12 protein-coding genes are annotated in these 16850 nt (G+C 66.5%); 6 read left to right on the forward strand and 6 right to left on the reverse strand.

What is annotated here, in order from left to right:
• Positions 1-40: 40 nt before the first annotated feature.
• On the reverse strand, positions 41-829 hold the full coding sequence (locus AKI39_RS11180; protein WP_066635669.1) for an alpha/beta fold hydrolase: 789 nt from the start codon (positions 827-829) through the stop codon (positions 41-43).
• A 248-nt stretch (positions 830-1077) separates the two neighbouring features.
• Between AKI39_RS11180 and AKI39_RS11185 the strand changes: the two genes are divergently transcribed.
• Positions 1078-1782 (forward strand): TetR/AcrR family transcriptional regulator, encoded by a 705-nt coding sequence (locus tag AKI39_RS11185; protein ID WP_066635672.1) that lies wholly within the window; start codon positions 1078-1080, stop codon positions 1780-1782.
• 109 nt (positions 1783-1891) lie between these two features.
• On the opposite strand, the gene AKI39_RS11190 is transcribed toward AKI39_RS11185, so the two are convergent.
• Positions 1892-3622, reverse strand: a complete 1731-nt coding sequence (locus AKI39_RS11190) for an NEL-type E3 ubiquitin ligase domain-containing protein (RefSeq protein ID WP_066635675.1) — start codon at positions 3620-3622, stop codon at positions 1892-1894.
• A 262-nt stretch (positions 3623-3884) separates the two neighbouring features.
• Here AKI39_RS11190 and AKI39_RS11195 point away from each other — a divergent pair, with 262 nt between their 5' ends.
• Positions 3885-6425 carry a hypothetical protein gene (locus AKI39_RS11195; RefSeq protein ID WP_066635677.1) on the forward strand — a complete coding sequence of 847 codons (2541 nt, stop codon included), beginning with the start codon at positions 3885-3887 and terminating at the stop codon, positions 6423-6425.
• 173 nt (positions 6426-6598) lie between these two features.
• Positions 6599-7399 carry an SDR family NAD(P)-dependent oxidoreductase gene (locus tag AKI39_RS11200; protein ID WP_066635678.1) on the forward strand — a complete coding sequence of 267 codons (801 nt, stop codon included), beginning with the start codon at positions 6599-6601 and terminating at the stop codon, positions 7397-7399.
• Positions 7400-7531: 132 nt separating this feature from the next.
• Here AKI39_RS11200 and AKI39_RS11205 read toward each other — a convergent pair whose 3' ends face one another.
• A complete protein-coding gene (locus AKI39_RS11205; RefSeq protein WP_066635680.1) occupies positions 7532-8197 on the reverse strand; it encodes an NEL-type E3 ubiquitin ligase domain-containing protein in 666 nt (221 codons plus the stop codon).
• Positions 8198-8865: 668 nt separating this feature from the next.
• Positions 8866-10335: an NAD-dependent succinate-semialdehyde dehydrogenase gene (locus tag AKI39_RS11210; protein ID WP_066635682.1), complete on the reverse strand. Its 1470-nt coding sequence runs from the start codon at positions 10333-10335 to the stop codon at positions 8866-8868.
• Positions 10336-10604: 269 nt separating this feature from the next.
• On the opposite strand from AKI39_RS11210, the gene AKI39_RS11215 reads away from it, so the two are divergent.
• The 3 genes from AKI39_RS11215 (at position 10605) to AKI39_RS11225 (ending at position 13846) form a co-directional block, all read left to right on the forward strand.
• Positions 10605-11525, forward strand: coding sequence for a tripartite tricarboxylate transporter substrate binding protein (locus AKI39_RS11215; RefSeq protein WP_083229094.1), 921 nt, complete (start codon positions 10605-10607; stop codon positions 11523-11525).
• Positions 11526-11576: 51 nt separating this feature from the next.
• Complete coding sequence (locus AKI39_RS11220; RefSeq protein ID WP_066635685.1) at positions 11577-12632, forward strand: isocitrate/isopropylmalate dehydrogenase family protein; 1056 nt, start codon at positions 11577-11579, stop codon at positions 12630-12632.
• Between the two features lie 341 nt (positions 12633-12973).
• On the forward strand, positions 12974-13846 hold the full coding sequence (locus AKI39_RS11225; protein ID WP_066635688.1) for an isocitrate lyase/PEP mutase family protein: 873 nt from the start codon (positions 12974-12976) through the stop codon (positions 13844-13846).
• A 104-nt stretch (positions 13847-13950) separates the two neighbouring features.
• Here AKI39_RS11225 and AKI39_RS11230 read toward each other — a convergent pair whose 3' ends face one another.
• Both AKI39_RS11230 and AKI39_RS11235 read right to left on the reverse strand, forming a co-directional pair.
• The gene (locus AKI39_RS11230; protein WP_235610788.1) at positions 13951-15576 is read right to left on the reverse strand and encodes an efflux transporter outer membrane subunit; all 1626 of its coding nucleotides are present in this window, start codon (positions 15574-15576) and stop codon (positions 13951-13953) included.
• A complete protein-coding gene (locus AKI39_RS11235; RefSeq protein ID WP_066635690.1) occupies positions 15573-16850 on the reverse strand; it encodes an efflux RND transporter periplasmic adaptor subunit in 1278 nt (425 codons plus the stop codon). The genes AKI39_RS11230 and AKI39_RS11235 overlap by 4 nt, the downstream gene beginning before the upstream one ends.

The raw sequence follows: 16850 nt of genomic DNA on the forward strand, positions 1-16850 counted from the left end.
GGCGGTCTCCCGGCGGTTGGGTGGGCGAGGGCGGCGCGGCTCAGCGCGCGTGCGCCGAATAGAAATCCTTCAATTCACGCAGGCAGGCATCGGGACGCTCAAAGGTGGTCCAGTGTCCACAGCGGGGATAGATCACCACGCGGCTGCCGCGGATCCGTTCGCCGATGGCGCGCACCGACAGGGGCGGCGCAACGCCGTCCTCGTCGCCGGTTACCAGCAGGGTGGGGCAGGCAATCGCGTCGATGGGGGCGGCCTGCGCGTCGGCCAGGGCGTCGCAGCTGCGCGCATAGCCGTCCGGGTCCTGGCGCATGACGCTTTCGCGCACCAGGGCCACTGCCGCGGGCTGGTGTTGCCGGGTGTCGGCGGATGTCGCGCCGGCCACGATGGCATCGGCAATGGCTTGCATGCCCGCCACGCCTTCGTCGCGCGCGCGCTGGCCGCGTGCCCGGATATTGGCGCGCGCCCCGTCGGGCGGGCAGAGCATCGGTCCGAACAAGGCCAGGCTGCGCACCAGTTCGGGCCACGCCGTCGCCAGCTTGAAGCAGACAATGGTGCCCAGCGAGTGGCCAACCAGGTGCGCGCGCTCCACGCCCAGCCGCGCACAGATGTCGCGCACCGACTGGGCCAGGCTGTCGATGCCGATCGGTCCGGCCACGGCGTGCGAGCGCGCGCTGCCCGGCAGATCGATGCGCAGCACGCGAAACCGGCTGAAGGCGCCCATGACGGGCGTCCAGTTGTTCGACGATCCCCCAAGGCCGTGGATGCACACGACGGCATCGCCGTGCCCGTCGACTTCGACCGCGATGCGATTGACGAATTCGGTACTCATGGCCTGCCCCCGGCAGCGATGCCGCGGGCGAGAACAGCGTGCACAGGCCTTTCGCCAGCCGGACAAGGCGCGGCTGCGCGAACGATGGCGATCGTCACGGATTGTCTCCTCGGCGAGGAATTTTTCTTGGAATGGGCAGCGGTGCGGCGAACTGAGACACGCGATCCGATTTAAGATACGTGTCTCGTTTTCCGAATCATGCTAGAAGACGGTTTTTGGGCTGTCAATAAAAATCTGGACACACGAGCATGGGATATTCCCCTAACGCAATCACCGCCGTGCCGCAGGCGCCTACCCGCGGGCCGCGCGCGCGTACCTGGAAGCTGCTGATGGACGCGGCCAGCAGCCTCATCGAAGAAGGGCATACCCCAACCGTGGCGGAGGTCGCCAAGCGTGCGCAGGTATCGCGCGCGACGGCCTATCGGTATTTCCCCACCCGCAGCCGCTTGATCACGGCCATGGTCGACACGGCGCTGGGACCGGTGCGGTCCTGGTCGTCGTCGCAAGCGGACGGCCGCGCCCGTATCACGGAGCTCTTCGAATCGACCTTCATCCGCTTCAAGGAGTTCGAGCCGCACATGCGTGCCGCCGCCCAATTGGCCCTGGAACACCAGGCTTTGGAGCGCGCCGGCATCCTGGAGGAAGAGCCCTATCGGCGCGGGCATCGCATCCGTATCCTGGCGCACGCGGTGGAGCCGTTCCGCGCCCAGGTGCCCGCCAAGGCCACGGACCGCTTGCAGAAGGCCTTGTCCATCATCTACGGCATCGAGCCGCACATCATCCTGAAGGATATTTGGGGCGCGAAGAACAAAGAGGTGGAGGCGATCGTCTTTTGGATGGTGGGGGCCCTGATCGAGGCCACCTTGAAAGAGGCCAAGGACACCGCGCCCGCCAAAACCGGCAGGCGCCCGGCGCGGCGCGGTGCCGACGCGGCTGGCAAGGCCGCGGCCTAGGCCGCCTTCTCTCGGCGCCGGCCTACGGCTGACTTAAGGGGAGCGAGACGATCTCAGCCTACGCGCGGATGCTTGATCCGGCGCCGCAGATTACGGTCCGGGACCACGTTCAAGGCGACGGCGGCACGGCCGGCGGGGCGGCTTCCAGGGCGGGCAGGGGGGCCATGCCGGCGGCGGCCAGTACGGCGTTCGCATGGGGTAGCCAGGCGCTGTAGCGAAGCTCTCGGTCCACGCGAACACCCATCTCGCGGCGCGCGTCCTCGGACAGCGGGTCGTCGCTGGTGGGCAGCTTCAGGGCCTGCAGACGCTGGTCCACGCGTTCTTCGAATCCATCCAGGCTTTCGTAGAGGGCGCGCTCGACAGCCCGGCACGCATCGGGCCCGATCTGCCGCCGGACCTCCGCCAGGAAGGGCGTGAAATCCAGCATCAGGTAGGTGGCGATGGAATCGGCTTCAATCCGCGTAATGGCCTCCTTGGCCTGCTGGATGTCCAGGTCGGTCACAGGGCTCAGGTCGGGAAATGCCATGCCCTTGACGCTGAGCGGCAGGTGTAGCGCTTCGGCCAGGTTCACCTGGTAATCCAGCATGATTTCGACGGGATCGATGATGATCAACGGAACGCCGGCCTTCTGCCTTTCCTGGTTCTCTTTGTGCAGGGCCTGGATCTTCGCTTGTGCGACGGACTCCAGGGTTTCCCATCGCAGGGTGGTCAGCGCAAGGTGGCAGAGCTCGCCCAGTCTGTCCGCGTACTGGCCTTCCATGGCTTCGGCCTTGCGCAGGAGCATCTTCAGGCGATTCCACGTCAGCAAGGCGTTATCCCTGCACATGATCGAGCCTTCATCGCAGATGCGAAAGGCTTCGGCGCGCAGGGCCTCGCGTCCGGGTTGGGCGGCCTGGACCAGCCACTGCGCGACCTCTTCACGCGTGGTGCCCGACCGGTAGATATGCGAGTGTGTCAAGCCAAGCAGGAATCGCTTGAATGACAGCGTGGGCGGCGTGGCGCGGGTATGGCGTAGCGGTTCGTCGATCTCGGTCCATCGGGCCGCGAGTTCCGGGTCGGGCTGGTCCATCCAGTGTTCGATCAGTCCGCCGATGGGACGGTCGGCCGTGTGCTGCTCGTGGGTGTAGCTGGCGACGTGCGCGGGGGTGGGCATGTAGGGCTCCGGCCTGAAGGGCCGCCGGTGCCGCTCGACCCGGATCGGGCCGCCGGCGGTCTCCGCGGGAACGGCAGCCGCGCTTTCGGCCCCAGGCCACAGTAGCTGCAGGGGACGATCGAGCGTGGCGGCGGCCTGCGCCATCGCGTCCTGCGTGCCGTGCATCGCCGCGGCGCCCATCAGGCTGCTGTTCGGCCACTGGCCGGCGAGCAGCTGGCGATACACGTTGTCCATCGTACCCGCAAGCAGCGACAGGTATTGATGCGAGACCAGCCGCAGCTGCATTTGCGAAACCGCGGCGACGGCGGCCCGCAGCGCGTCGTCGGCGTCCGACGCCGGGACGCCGGGTGGCTGCTCGAAGGTAAGCAGGGGGAGGGCCAGCGTATCCGCGGTGAATGCCAGAGTCGGATAGCGGCCATGCAGGGCTGACACGCTACGCAGCTGGCGCAATGCCGCCGCGCCGTCCTCCATACGGTTGATATCGCGGAAATGGGCGTCGGCAAACTGCAGCTGCACGGGGCTGGGGTCGCCGGTGACGATGGCATACAGCAGGTCGGCGAAGGAAGCCGGATACGGGCCGGGCAGGGCGGGCTGCAGCGGTTGCCCGGGACCGGCCTGCCGCAGGCTGGCGGCCAGGAGATGTGCCATCGCGTCGAACGATTGAGCGTTGCTGATGGGGGTGTGCATGGGGCGGCTTCCTGGGGTAAGGGTGGCGCAGGACCGGACGGGGGCGCAAGGGAAGGTCGGCGACGGCGCGCGTTGAGTAGCAGCCTTGCCGGCAAAGTTCGGCCGGCGCGGGGTATCGCCGGGGCGCCGGGAAGCGTTCCACGTACCGTCGGCCATCCGCGGTGCGCGTCTTCGGAAGGTGCTGATTTCGCCACGGGCGATTTAGGCGAGGGAACCTCCGGGGTGGCGGGCGACTTACCGCGGTATTTGTCCAGGAGTCCCGATGATCATCTCCGTATCCCCCTCGGCGGCGCTGCCGCCCTCTTTTGCGCCGGCCTTCTTCACGCCCTACACGCCGGCGCCGGAAACACCCGTACGCACGGCGGCCGATGAAGGCCGGCCCAGGATGAGCTACTGGGCCGACCGCCATGGATCGCACGCGGCATTCTGCGCTAGTCCGGACTTCGAACAGTATCGGCAGGAAGTGGCCGACGACGTGCGCTTTCTCACCGGGCTTGCGCGGGACCTCGGCATGGTCGACGCGGATATGGTCGAGGAAAACCTGCGCGTCCTGTACGAGCACCGTTTCAACGTGAACCACTTCGATACCCACGCGGAACTGTTCGACAGCGCGGGGAAGCGTTCGCTGGACAATGTGTGCGACATGTTGCGCGACGAGCGCTTGCCCCAGGACAAACGCCGGAACGCGATCCGCGAGCTGGCGCTGGGGGTAACGCTGTGCGCCTCCGGCGCGGTCGCCAATCTGATGGCCGCGGATCGCGAGTTGTCGCTGTCGACCGGCGGCATGCGCAGCAAGCTCTGGAAAATGAAAGAGGATGTGGTGCGCAGTGTCCTGCACCAGGCCGTGTTGGAACAATTCGGCGCGAACCCGAATTATCCCGGCGATGAGGTGCATTACTTCTCCGGCGTGTGGAACTATGTCGCCGACGCAGTGGGGCTGAACGAGATCGAGGACCTGATGGTGCCCAGGCTCCCGCTGGACTTTCTGAACGCATGCCAGAAGAAGGTGTTCGCGGCGATATCGCCCGACAAGCTCGCGCGGCTGATGGCCACCGAATGCCTGGAAGGGTTCCGCAGCCGGACGATAGACAATGCGCATCCAGCGTCGGGCGTATGCACCGCCGCGGCAACGGAGCGGTTTACCGAAGTCTTGAATGACATACGGCAGGAGCTCGGCCTGGAGGAAGACGCGCTAAGCATGCATTCCTTCGTGCGGATCGATGGCGATGGCCTGCGCTACGACGTCCGGACCGATTGCGGGTTGATTGCCGTGGAGTTACTGAAGGCCATGAACGCCGACAAGCTATTGGAGGACGCGCCCAGGCAACTGGGCGAACGCGTGGAGGCAGACGGTACACATATCGGCTTGTACTCCTACGGGGACCGTCTGGCGTGGCGGCTGCGGCAGGCGATGGACGGTGCGGCGCCATGGTTTGCCCAGGGCGACCTGGAAACGATCGATTTCGCGGATCTGCACGCCTTGCCCGGCGCGCAGGCTCCGGATGCGCCGACGCTGCCCGCCGGAGTAATACGCGAGATCCTGCGCAAGGGCAATCCGGCGGACCTCATGGGCGTCCGTGCGAATTGGCTGGGAACGTCCCGGTCCATCCTGGCTTTGCTGAACAGGCTCGATGCCGATCAAGCGATCCAGTATCTGGACGCCAATATGCCTTATCTGCGCACCGGTTTCCCCGAGAGCGAGCGCGCCAGTTTTCTCAGCGATGCGATCACGATGGGCGAGCCCGGCCGCCAACTGGCGCGCGCCTGGTATCCGGATCCATGGGCCTTGCTGGGCGAGAAGCCGAGGGAATACACCTCGGTCACCCAATTGGAAAGATGGCTCATGGCGAACCAGGCCGCCCCCATCGATACCGTGCGCGAGATGATAGTCGCCGGGTGGCAGAACGGTCATGACGCGGTTTCCCTGCGCGATGCGATGTTGAAGGCGCTTACCGGCATCGAGGGCAGATCCCTCATGTGGGTGCCCGTACATACCAAGACCCCCGCCGGCACCGATGCCTTGCACCGCCTGGTCGTCGATCTGCTGAACGAGCCGGCGTCCGGCCCAGCGATGGCCCAAGCCCTGCCGAAACTGTTGAGCGGCACAAACAGCCACATCCAGGTACTGGACATGCTGGACCCGGGCAACGCCGCTGCACTCTCCGCCGTGCACCGCATGCTCTTCGATCCCGCGATCCTGCCGCTTATCCAGAACGACATGCCGCACATCCTGTTGGGCGGCCAGCCGCAGAAGGAGGTTCCGATGTGGTCGGCGCTGTACACGCGGGACGTGCCCCTTATCCGGGCGTATGGTGCATTGCTGGCCGATGTGGCAAAGGTGCCGGGCATGGAAAAGTGGCTGGCGATACTGACGACGCCGAACAAGTCGGCCGGCTCGCCTGAGCCGGGCGGACGCTTGACCGACAGCGTCTTGCTGCATGTTTCCGTGGCGGTCGGCGTTGAGGTTATCAAGGCTTACCACGACATCCTTGTCCATCCGGCCATTCTGCTGCACATCCAGGGGATGTTGCCCGAACTGCTCGGGCCCACCGAGGCGGACGATTTCCGGCGGCCCGGCTATCTGACCGCCAGCCTGCTGAGCGAGAACCTGGGCGGCTACACCGCGTACCGCGAGATGATCACGGACCCGCGTATCCTGCCTCATATCCTGCAGGGCTTGCCCCGGATGCAGCTCCTCATGCTGGTCCAGGCGGGTATCGTTGAAGCGCCAGTCGAGCCGGTCCATGCGTTGCCGGCCAGCTTGCCCACCTTCCTTCAGCTCCTGCAGGACCGTCAGTCCTAGACGCCTGGTCCGGACATGGCCGGCGCGCCCCCTGGTATCGTCTAGATAGCCGAAACTACCGGGCGACGGCCGCGTCCCCGCGATCCATCGCCCGGCGCGGCCGGCATGCAAAGTATCGCTATCCGGCGTATCGAACACCCCTGTCCGATACGCTGTTCTCGGAGGATGGAACGATGGATCTGGGTTTGAAAGGCAAGACCGCCATGATCACGGGCGGCAGCAAGGGCATCGGGCTGGCCGTCGCCAAGGCCCTGATGGCGGAAGGCGTACGCGTGGGCATCGTCGCGCGAGGACGGGCGGGGCTGGACGCCGCCATGGCCCAGTTGGGCGGGCAGGGCGCACAGGGCGGCGGCAAGCTTTTCGCGGCGGCCGCCGACCTGATCGATCCCAACCAGGCAGCGGGCGCCGTCACGGCGATCGAGAATGCCTTGGGACCCATCGACATCCTCGTCAACAGTGCCGGCGCCGCGCGCCGGCACGATCCCGAGACGCTGGACGCGGATAAATGGCGCGCCGCCATGGATGCCAAGTTCTTTACTTACATACACACGCAGGATGAAGTGCTCAAGCGCTTGCGCGCGCGTAACGCGCCGGGCGCCATCGTCAACATCATCGGTTCAGGCGGAAAGACGCCGACGGTCACGCACCTGGCCGGCGGTTCGGCCAATGCGGCACTGATGCTGGCCACCGTCGGATCCGCGCATTACTACGCGCGCTTCGGCATCCGCATCAACGCCATCAATCCGGGCGCCACGGTGACCGACCGCGTACAGGAAGGGCTGGCCGTGGAGGCCAAGTCGCAAGGCGTCAGTGTCGAGGAGGCCCGCAGGCGAGGCGAAGCCGGTATTCCGCTGGGACGCTACGCCGAACCGGAAGAGGTCGCCGATGTCGCGGTGTTCCTGGCCAGCGCCCGCGCCAGCTATGTCGTGGGCGCGGTGGTTCCGATGACGGGTGGCCTGGCGCCCACGATCTGACGTACGCGAGGTGATCAACAGGGCTTGTGGGCCAGGCCGGCGGTGTCGTCCGCGCGGCCTGGCCGATTGCTTGAGGCTTCCGGGGCAGGCGAGGCGGTATTCCGCTTGGCCAGCGCTGCGCCCTCGTCGGTCCTACACCATCAGCGCTCCATCCGGCAACCAGCCTGTGCGGCGCGTTTCGTCTTTATCCGGCCTTGACGTTGCCTCGTACGCTTCGACGGCGGCGTCGGTGATTTCCGCCGACGCTGTTGTCCCCAGTTGGTATTGGACTTCGCTCAAGAACGGGGCGAAGTCCAGCAGGAGCCAGGCGGGGAAGCGTTCCTTCTCGGCCTGCCGTATCACTTCCAATGCCTGGTCGATGTCTTCCTCGGTGAGCTGCGCCGTATCGGCGTAGTACATACGCGTGACGGGGATGGGAAGATCCAGGGCTTGCCGCAGTCCGAGCTGATACCCCAAATGGGTTTCCAGCGGGTCGATGATTTCGGACTCCTCTCGCTCCTCTTCGGTGCGCTGCTGCTCCTGTGCGTAGAGCTGTTCGACCTTCGCGGAAGCGACTGTCTCGAGTTCTTTCAGCCTGAAGATGGACCGCGCGACGCTATGCAAGTCGGCAAGCCGGCCCCGGTAGCGCCCTTCGCGTACGTCGGCCTCGATCGCCAGCATGGACAGCTTGTTCCAGATGGATAAGGCGCCGTCCTGGCAATTTCCCGCAGCTTCGATGCAGGCTTCGAATGCTTCGGTACGCAATTGCGCGCTGAGCGGCTGCGCGTCCGTTCGACCGGGACAGGATCGTCTGGCCATAGCGAGACCACCGCTTCCAGTATCTCCTCGGGGGTTTTGCTTGCTTGCTGGACGCGCAGCAAGTCGTCGGCGAACGCGGCGATGAGACGCAGCATTTCAGGGTCTTCGTCGCGCCCCTCGGGCAGGTTTGGGTCGTGTCGCGCCGGACTGTCGATGGGCTCGCTGGGGCGCGCGGTACGGGTTCGTTCGGGGGTGACATGCCGGCCAGCGCCGGCGTCGTCAAAGACGATGACGGGATAGCTGCCTCGCTGTTTCGCCAGCCCCTGCAACTCACGCAAGACCGTGCCCGAGGCCAAGTAGCAATAGAGTCCCCGGATATGGTCTTCCAGGGTGCCGAGTTGTTGTGCGGTGGGATTTCCGACCACGACGATGTGGATGATGTTGGCGAAATTGACCAGCCTGCCGGTCTGGCCGGCAGGCCCGGCGTGCGGCGAAAGAGGGACAAGTTCCAAACTGCCGTCAGGGGCGTGGCTCGCGAACGAAGCCCAGGCGGTGGGCTCTGTGGTAATGGGTCTCATGGGTATACGGCCGTGGTCGTGGATCTGGCCGTTTTCGTAACCCCACGCATGGCAATGTTCACCCGTTGGGGCCGACGAACCAGGCCGTCGCCTGGTCCGCCACCATCGCGGCATCCGGGCCCGGATGCGCCGCCTGCCGCAGCGCTTCGATTACCCGCTGATATCCACGCAAAGGTATTTCAGCTCGACATACTCGTCCAGCCCATGGCGCGAGCCTTCACGCCCCAGGCCGGACTGCTTGACGCCACCGAAGGGGCCAACTTCGTTGGAGATCAAGCCCGTGTTGATGCCGACGATGCCGTATTCCAGGCCCTCGGACACGCGCCACACGCGGGCGTTGTCGCGGGTGTAGAAATAGGCCGCCAAGCCGAAGATGGTGTCGTTGGCCAGCCGTAGCGCTTCCTCTTCCGTGTCGAACCGGAACAGCGGCGCGACGGGGCCAAACGTTTCCTCGCGGGCGAAGAGCATGGATTGCGTGACGTCCCGCACCACGGTGGGTTGAAAGAAGGTTCCCCCCAGCGCATGCGACTTGCCGCCCACCACCACCTTGGCGCCCGCACGCGTCGCATCGTCGATATGCTCACGGACTTTCTTCACGGCGTTCTCATCGATCAGTGGACCTTGGGTCACGCCTTGCTCGAAACCGTCGCCCACCTTCATCGCGCCGACTTTCTCGGCCAGGCGTTGGGCGATCTGGTCGTAGATGCCGGACTGTACATAGATGCGGTTGGCGCAGACGCAGGTCTGACCGGCATTGCGGAATTTGGATGCCAGGATGCCGTCCACCGCTTTTTCCGGATCCGCGTCGTCGAAAACGATGAAGGGCGCATTGCCGCCCAGTTCCAGCGACAGCTTCTTGATCGTGGGCGCGCACTGCGCCATCAGCTTGCGGCCAACCTCGGTGGAACCGGTGAAGCTGAGCTTGCGCACGGTCTCGCTTTCGCACAGGGCCGCGCCGATCTCGCTGGAGCTGCCGGTGATGACGTGCATGACGCCGGCCGGCACGCCGGCTTCCTCGGCCAGGACCGCCAGGGCCAGGGCCGTCAGCGGCGTCTGCTGGGCCGGCTTGACGATCATGGTGCAACCGGCGGCCAGGGCAGGGCCGAGCTTGCGGGTGATCATGGCGGCGGGGAAGTTCCATGGCGTGATGGCGGCGGTGACCCCCACGGCCTGCTTCAGCACCATCATGCGTTGCCCGGCCTTGGGGCTTTGCAGGACTTCGCCGTCCATGCGCTTGGCTTCCTCCGCGAACCATTCCAGGAAGGACGCGGCGTAGCCGATCTCGCCCGCGGCCTCCGTGACGGGCTTGCCCTGTTCCGCCGTCATGATGGCGGCCAGGTCCTTCTGGTGCTGCATCATCAGTTGCGCCCAGCGTTGCAGGATGACGGCGCGTTCCTTGGCCGGGCGCGCGGACCAGGCGGGCAGGGCGGCGGCGGCGCGCTCGATGGCATGTTCGGTTTCCGCGCGTCCGAGCTTGGGCACGGAAACGATGATCTCGCCAGTCGAAGGGTTGTTCACCGGGATGGCCGGTCCCTTGCCGGCGCCATGCCATTTGCCGTCGATGTAGCAGGCGTCGCGAAGCAGGTCGGGGCGTTCCAGTCGTTGGGTCAGGGAGGTCACTGCTGTCTCCTGGAAATGGGCGGCGGCGCCAGGGCGCGGTGCGCCGTCGCAAAAAGTGAGGGTCTTGCGCAGGCCGTGGGGAATCAGTCCTATGGTAAGCCCTGCGGAACCCTGGCCCCGATTTCGCCTTGCGTCCGAATTTTTTGTATGCAAAGATATGCAGAACATTCCGGCGGCCGGCGTCGCCGCCGGTGACGATTTCTCAGGAGACACTTAACGTGTTCAAACCGCCGTTCCTTTCCCGGTGGCTGCTTGCCGCCGCGGCCCTCATGCCGGCGCTCGCCGGCGCCCAAGGTTTTCCCGACAAGCCGATCCGCCTGGTCGTTCCCTTCGCGCCCGGCGGCGGCACCGATAGCATTGCGCGCGATATGGCGCGCACGCTGGGCGAAAAACTGGGGCAGGCCATCGTGGTGGAAAACCGCGGAGGCGGCGGCGGTTCCATCGGCGCGAACGTGGTCGCGCACGCGACGCCCGACGGCTATACCTTGTTGTTCGCGACTTCCACCTTCGTGACCAACGCGGCGGCGGAGGGGACGACGCTTTATGACGTCGAAAAATCCTTCCAGCCCATTGCCCTGATCGGACGCGGCCCGCTGCTGGTAGTGACCAACAAGGACGTACCGGTGAACAGCGTCGCGGAACTGCGCGAGCTCGCGCTGAAGAAGCCCAACGCGATCAACTTCTGCTCGGCGGGCAATGGCAGCATCAACCACATGTCCGGCGAGCTGTTCAAGCAGCGCGCCGGCGTGCAGATGACGCACGTGCCCTACAAGGGCAGCGGTCCGGCGACGCTGGACCTGCTGGCCGGACGGGTGCAGGTGTTCTTCGCCACGGTGCCGACCATCCTGCCGCAGGTCAAGGACCATCGGGTGAAGCTGCTGGCCGTGACCAGCAAGACGCGCTCGCCGCTGTTCCCGGATACCCCCACCATGGCGGAAGCCGGCATTGCCGATTTCGACGTCAGCACGTGGTGGGGCGTGCTCGCGCCCGCCGGCACGCCGCCGGCCGTCGTGGACAAGCTGAATGCCGCCGTGAACGAAGCCGCGGCGGCCACGCTGGTACGTCAGCGCCTGACCGACGAAGGCGCGCAATCGTTCAAAGGCTCGCCGGCCGACTTCGCCGGCGTGCTGCATGGCGAACTTGCGCTCTGGAAGGGCGTGGTCAAGCAGTCGGGCATGAAGCTGGATTGAGCATCGGGCTCGACCCGGCGCATGATGCCCGTCCCTAATCGAGGAAACCACATGAAAATCGTAGTGCTGCCCGGCGACGGGATCGGTCCGGAAACCATGGCTGTGGCCGTCGATGTGCTGCAGGCCGTCGATCGCCGCTTCAAGCTGGGCCTGCAACTGGACCATGACATTGCCGGCCACGAAAGCCTGAAGCGCCATGGCGCCACCGTCACGCCCGCGCTGTTCGAAAAAGTGCGCGCCGCCGATGGCCTGATGCTGGGCCCGATGTCGACATACGACTTCAAGGACGAAGCCAAGGGCGAAATCAATCCGTCGATGTACTTTCGCAAGAAGCTGGATCTGTATGCCAACATCCGGCCGGCGCGTACCTACAAGGGCATCCCCGTGCGCCTGGGCGAGTTCGACCTGGTGGTGGTGCGCGAGAACACCGAAGGTTTCTACGCGGACCGCAACGTCGAATCGGGCGGCAGCGAAATGCTGATCACCCCGGACGTGGTGGTGTCGCTGCGACGGATCACGCGCCTGTGCTGCGAGCGCATCGCGCGTTCCGCCTTCGAGCTGGCCATGACGCGCAAGAAGCACGTCACCATCGTGCACAAGGCCAATGTGCTGAAGATCGGCGACGGCATGTTCATCGAGGAATGCCACAAGGTGGGCAAGGAATTCCCCGAGGTGCGCGTGGACGATGTCATCGTGGACGCCATGATGGCGCACGTCGTGCGCGCGCCGGACCGTTATGACGTCGTGGTGACGACCAATATGTTCGGCGACATCCTGTCGGACCTGACGGCGGAAATGTCGGGCAGCCTGGGGCTGGGCGGTTCGCTCAATGCCGGCCGCGATCACGCGATGGGGCAGGCGGCGCACGGTTCGGCGCCCGATATCGCCGGCCAGAATATCGCCAACCCCGCGTCGCAGGTGCTGTCGGCGGCCATGCTGCTGAACTGGTATGGCCAGCGCAAGGCCAAGCCGGCCTTCGTGGAAGCCGCCGGGGCCATCGAAAAGGCCCTGGCCGACGCGGTTGCCGCGCGTGAATGCACCAAGGACGTGGGCGGCACGCTGGGCACCCGTGAAACCGGCGCCGCGTGGGTCAAGCGCCTGGCCTGATCGGACTGCGCCATGGTGGCGCCGCATCCCTGCTTGCGCGGCGGCCGGCGCAATGCCGTTCGCCACGCGTGGGCGGCTGCCATCGCCCTTGGCCCCGCATCGGCGGGTGCCGGACGGTGGCGCTCGTATCGGCGATGGCCGCCATTGTGATCTGTCGTTGCGACCTGTGCGATGGTTATTGATGAATACTCTTCATTAATGAGCGGAACGCAGCCGCGATTGACCTCGCGCCGCTGGCTGACTAGACTGCAACGGCCGCGCCGGGCGGGCGCCTATCCCGCGCCGGCGTGTGTCGCGGGCCGCCACGGCCCTGCCATCAACGCGTATTACGAGACATCATCATGAGCGAATCGACGAAACAGCGCCTGCGCCGACGGGTGGAGCAGCGCAACGGCCTGCTCGTTCCCGGCGCCTTCAATGCCATGAGCGCACGGGTCGTGGCCGACCAGGGCTTCGAGGCGGTCTACCTGACCGGTGCCGGGCTGACCAATATGCATTACGGCGTGCCCGACCTGGGCATCATCGGCCTGCGCGACGTGGCCGACGCCACATCGCGCCTGCGCGAGGCCGTGGACCTGCCCATCATCGTCGACGGCGATACCGGTTTCGGCAACGCCGTGAACGTCTGGCACACCGTGCGGGCGCTGGAACGCGCCGGCGCCGATGCCATCCAGCTGGAAGACCAGCTGTTTCCCAAGCGCTGCGGCCACTTTTCGGGCAAGGAAGTCGCGCCGCTGCCGGAAATGCTGTCCAAGATCCGGGCCGCCGCCGATGCGCGCCGCGACCAGGACTTCCTCATCATCGCTCGCACGGATTCGCGCGCGGTGCTGGGTTTCGATGCCGCGGTCGAACGCGCGCAGGCCTTTGCCGATGCCGGGGCGGACATCCTGTTCGTCGAGGCCACGGAAAGCCTGGAAGAAGTACGCGCGCTGCCCAAGCTGCTGAACAAGCCGCAGCTGATCAACATCGTGATCGGCGGCAAGACGCCCGCGTTGACGGCCGAGGAACTGGGCCAGATGGGCTACGGGATCATCCTGTACGCGAACGCTGCCCTGCAGAGCGCGGTGGCTGGCATGCAGCGCGCCTTGGGCATGCTCAAGCGCGACGGCCTGCTGAAGGAAGATCCCGCCCTGGTCGCTCCTTTCCTGGAACGCCAGCGCCTGGTGCAGAAGCCGCTGTATGACGAGCTGGAGAAGAAGTACACGGATAAGTAAGCCCAGGCGGGTCCGCGGTAAAACGAAGGCGCCGTCTCCGTAGGAGGCGGCGCCTTTTGCGTCGGAACGATAGTCGCCATGCGCGCCGGAACGCGCACGGCCCGCTATCGGATCGCCATCGCCGCATCCTTCGCCGCGCTATCCTGACCCGCCGATGCAGTACTGCCAGATGGCGCGGGCGGTGGCGCCGAGGCGGCCATCGGCGTTTTGCTCCAATCTCCGCCCAGCGCCTTGACCAGGAACACGGACACCAGCAACTGCTGGCCCTTCAGCTGCGCGGCCTGGCGTTCGGTATTCAAGACCGCCTGTTGCGCGGTGATCACGTCCAGGTAGGTCGTGGCGCCGCCGCTGTAGCGGTCGGCGGCCATGTCCAGCACCTTGCGCGCATCGGCCACGGCCTTCAACGACTGCGCGCTGGCGCGGTCCAGCGCCGCCAGGCCGGTGATGCCGTCCTCGACTTCCTGCATGGCGCCCAGCACGGAGCGGCGGTAGTTGGCGACGGTGGCGTCGTAGCCGGCGCGGGCGAAGTTGACGTTGGCGCGGGTGCGGCCGGCGTCGAAAATGGTTTGCACGGCGGAAACGCCGATGGACCACAGCAGGCTAGGCGCATCGAGCAGGGCGCCGATCTCGCGGCTGTCGGCGCCCAGGCTGGGGTTCAACATGACGCTGGGATAGAAGGCGGCCGTCGCCACGCCGATCTGCGCGTTGGCCGCGGCCATGGCGCGTTCGGCGGCGGCGATGTCCGGACGGCGCTGCAGCAGGTCCGAAGGCAGGCCCAGCGGGATGGCCGGCGGCATCATCGATGCCGTCAGGGGCTGGGGCGGCAGTGCGAAGCTGGGGGCCGGCGTGCCGGTCAGCGAGGCAATGGCATGCTCGAATTGCGCGCGCTGCTTGGCAAGGACATCCACCTGGGTCAGGGTGTTGTCCAGCAGCGCCTGTTGCTGCGCGACCTCCAGGCCCGAGGCCGCGCCGCCGTCGTAGCGTGCGGTAATCAGTTCCAGCGCGCGGCGCTGCAAGGCCACGGAACGGTTGACGACGTCGATTTCCGTATCGAGCGCGCGCAGGTTCACATAGTTGGCGGCAAGTTCGGCGGTAAGCACCAGGCGCGCGTTGGCCAGGTCCGCCTCGGCCTGTTGCGCGGTCGCGGCGGTGGCCTCGACCGAGCGGGCGACGCGGCCGAACAGGTCGACTTCATAGCTCGCGTTGAACGAGAAGGTATAGTCGTTCTGCACCGTCGAGTACTGCGGCGAGGCGTAGTTGGTCAGGGGCCGGTTGCCGGAAATCTTGAAGCGCGATACGCGTGTGCCGGCTGTCAGCTGCGGGAACAGGCCCGACCGGCTGGCATCGGCGCTCGAGCGTGCCTGCGTCAATCGCGCGGTGGCGATGGCCAGGGTGGGGTTGGCCGACAGGACCTGTGCCTGCAGGCGATCCAGCACCGGATCGTTGTAGCGTAGCCACCATTCGCCCTTGTCCAGGCCATCGGCCGGCGCGGCCTCGCGCCACGGGGCCTCCAGTCTCCAGGTGACGGGCAGGTCGACGTTCGGCTGGTGGTAGTCCGGGCCGACGGCGCAGGCCGAGAGCAGCAGGGCTGCGGTGAGCGGCGCTGCGAAGGCACGCCGTATCGCGCAGGCGCGCGGCGCCTGCCGGGCATGCTTGGCGCTGCCTTGCGCCACACCGCCGCCATCGCGCCGGCCCGCGGCCGGCAACGTCTTTCCACGCCCCATCGTCATTGCTCGCTTCCGGTGGCGCGTTCGGCGGCCCCGGTACTGATCGCGGGCGTGGGGACGGGCGTGGGCGCGGCCGCCTTGCCTTGCGCGACGTGCACCACGTCGCCGGCCGACAGCGAATCGGCGGGGTTCAGGACGATGCGGTCCGTGGCCTGGAGCCCGTCGGCGACCTCGATCGTCTGGCCGAAATTGCGGCCCAGCGTCACGCGGCGCAGGTCGATGCGGCCCTCCGGGCCCACGACCGCCACCATCGTGCCCTCGCGGCGGAACAGCAGCGTATTGGTGGGCACGGCCAGCGTCTCGCCGGCCGGCAGGTCCAGGCCCACCGACACGTAGGCGCCCGGCAGGAGCACCCCATCCGGGTTGCGCAGGCTGATTTCCACCTGCATGGTGCGGGTGGCCAGGTCGATGGAGGCAGCGGTGCGCGCGATCGTGCCGGTGAACTTCTGGCCGCCCAGTTCGGCCTGCGTCACGATGACGTGTTCGCCTGCCTTGACCAATTGGGCGTAGCGCTGCGGCACGTTGATGTACACGCGCAGCGGGTCGGTTTGCGCCATCAGGAACAGCGGACGGCCGCTGCCGGCGTCGATCAGGTCGCCGACGTCGACGTTGCGGCGGGTGATGATGCCGGAAAAGGGCGCCACGATGCGCTTGAAGCCTTCCAGCTGGCGCAGCCGCTGTTCGTTGGCCTGCGCGGCGGCCAGGTTGGCGGCGGCCTGCGCGGCGCCGCCGCGTTTTTCTTCCAGATCCTGCTGCGATACCACGTCCTTGCGGCGCAGTGCTTCCCAGCGTGCCAGCGTGCTGTTGGCCAGCGTGAGGGCCGCCTTGGCCTGTTCACGCGCGGCAATGGCCTGCGAGAGCTGCTGGTCGATTTCGGGCGTTTCGATTTCCGCCAGCAGGTCGCCTTTTTCCACGCGGCTGCCGATGTCCTTGGTCCAGCGCTTCAAATAGCCGCTGGCCCGCGCCGAGAGCGGCGCTTGCACATAACCCTGGAGGGTGCCGGGCAGCGCCAGGGACTGGCCGTTTTCCGGCGTGCTGGGCACGGTGGTCTGCACATACTGCACTGCGCGTTCCTGCGTGCCGCTTTCCAGTTCGCTGGAATTCTGGATGCGGCTGACCACCGTGCGCGCCGCGCCCAGGGCCAGCACGACGAGGACGATCAGCACCAGCAGGCGGGTGCGGCGCACCACCTGGTCGCGCTTGGGCAAGTCGCCCGCGCCGACCTCGCCAGGCGTCAGTGGATGTATTCCCAATTGGTTGTGTCGCTGCTCCGACAT

The organism is Bordetella sp. H567 (assembly GCF_001704295.1).
GTDB lineage: Bacteria > Pseudomonadota > Gammaproteobacteria > Burkholderiales > Burkholderiaceae_B > Bordetella_C.

What these genes read in the sequence shown, in the direction of transcription:
- AKI39_RS11190 (WP_066635675.1), bottom strand. Translation starts at nt 3,622, where the DNA reads ATGCACACCCCCATCAGCAACGCTCAATCGTTCGACGCGATGGCACAT.
- AKI39_RS11215 (WP_083229094.1), top strand. Translation starts at nt 10,605, where the DNA reads ATGCCGGCGCTCGCCGGCGCCCAAGGTTTTCCCGACAAGCCGATCCGC.
- AKI39_RS11205 (WP_066635680.1), bottom strand. Translation starts at nt 8,197, where the DNA reads ATGGCCAGACGATCCTGTCCCGGTCGAACGGACGCGCAGCCGCTCAGC.
- AKI39_RS11200 (WP_066635678.1), top strand. Translation starts at nt 6,599, where the DNA reads ATGGATCTGGGTTTGAAAGGCAAGACCGCCATGATCACGGGCGGCAGC.
- AKI39_RS11185 (WP_066635672.1), top strand. Translation starts at nt 1,078, where the DNA reads ATGGGATATTCCCCTAACGCAATCACCGCCGTGCCGCAGGCGCCTACC.
- AKI39_RS11180 (WP_066635669.1), bottom strand. Translation starts at nt 829, where the DNA reads ATGAGTACCGAATTCGTCAATCGCATCGCGGTCGAAGTCGACGGGCAC.
- AKI39_RS11230 (WP_235610788.1), bottom strand. Translation starts at nt 15,576, where the DNA reads ATGACGATGGGGCGTGGAAAGACGTTGCCGGCCGCGGGCCGGCGCGAT.
- AKI39_RS11195 (WP_066635677.1), top strand. Translation starts at nt 3,885, where the DNA reads ATGATCATCTCCGTATCCCCCTCGGCGGCGCTGCCGCCCTCTTTTGCG.
- AKI39_RS11225 (WP_066635688.1), top strand. Translation starts at nt 12,974, where the DNA reads ATGAGCGAATCGACGAAACAGCGCCTGCGCCGACGGGTGGAGCAGCGC.
- AKI39_RS11220 (WP_066635685.1), top strand. Translation starts at nt 11,577, where the DNA reads ATGAAAATCGTAGTGCTGCCCGGCGACGGGATCGGTCCGGAAACCATG.
- AKI39_RS11235 (WP_066635690.1), bottom strand. Translation starts at nt 16,850, where the DNA reads ATGTCGGAGCAGCGACACAACCAATTGGGAATACATCCACTGACGCCT.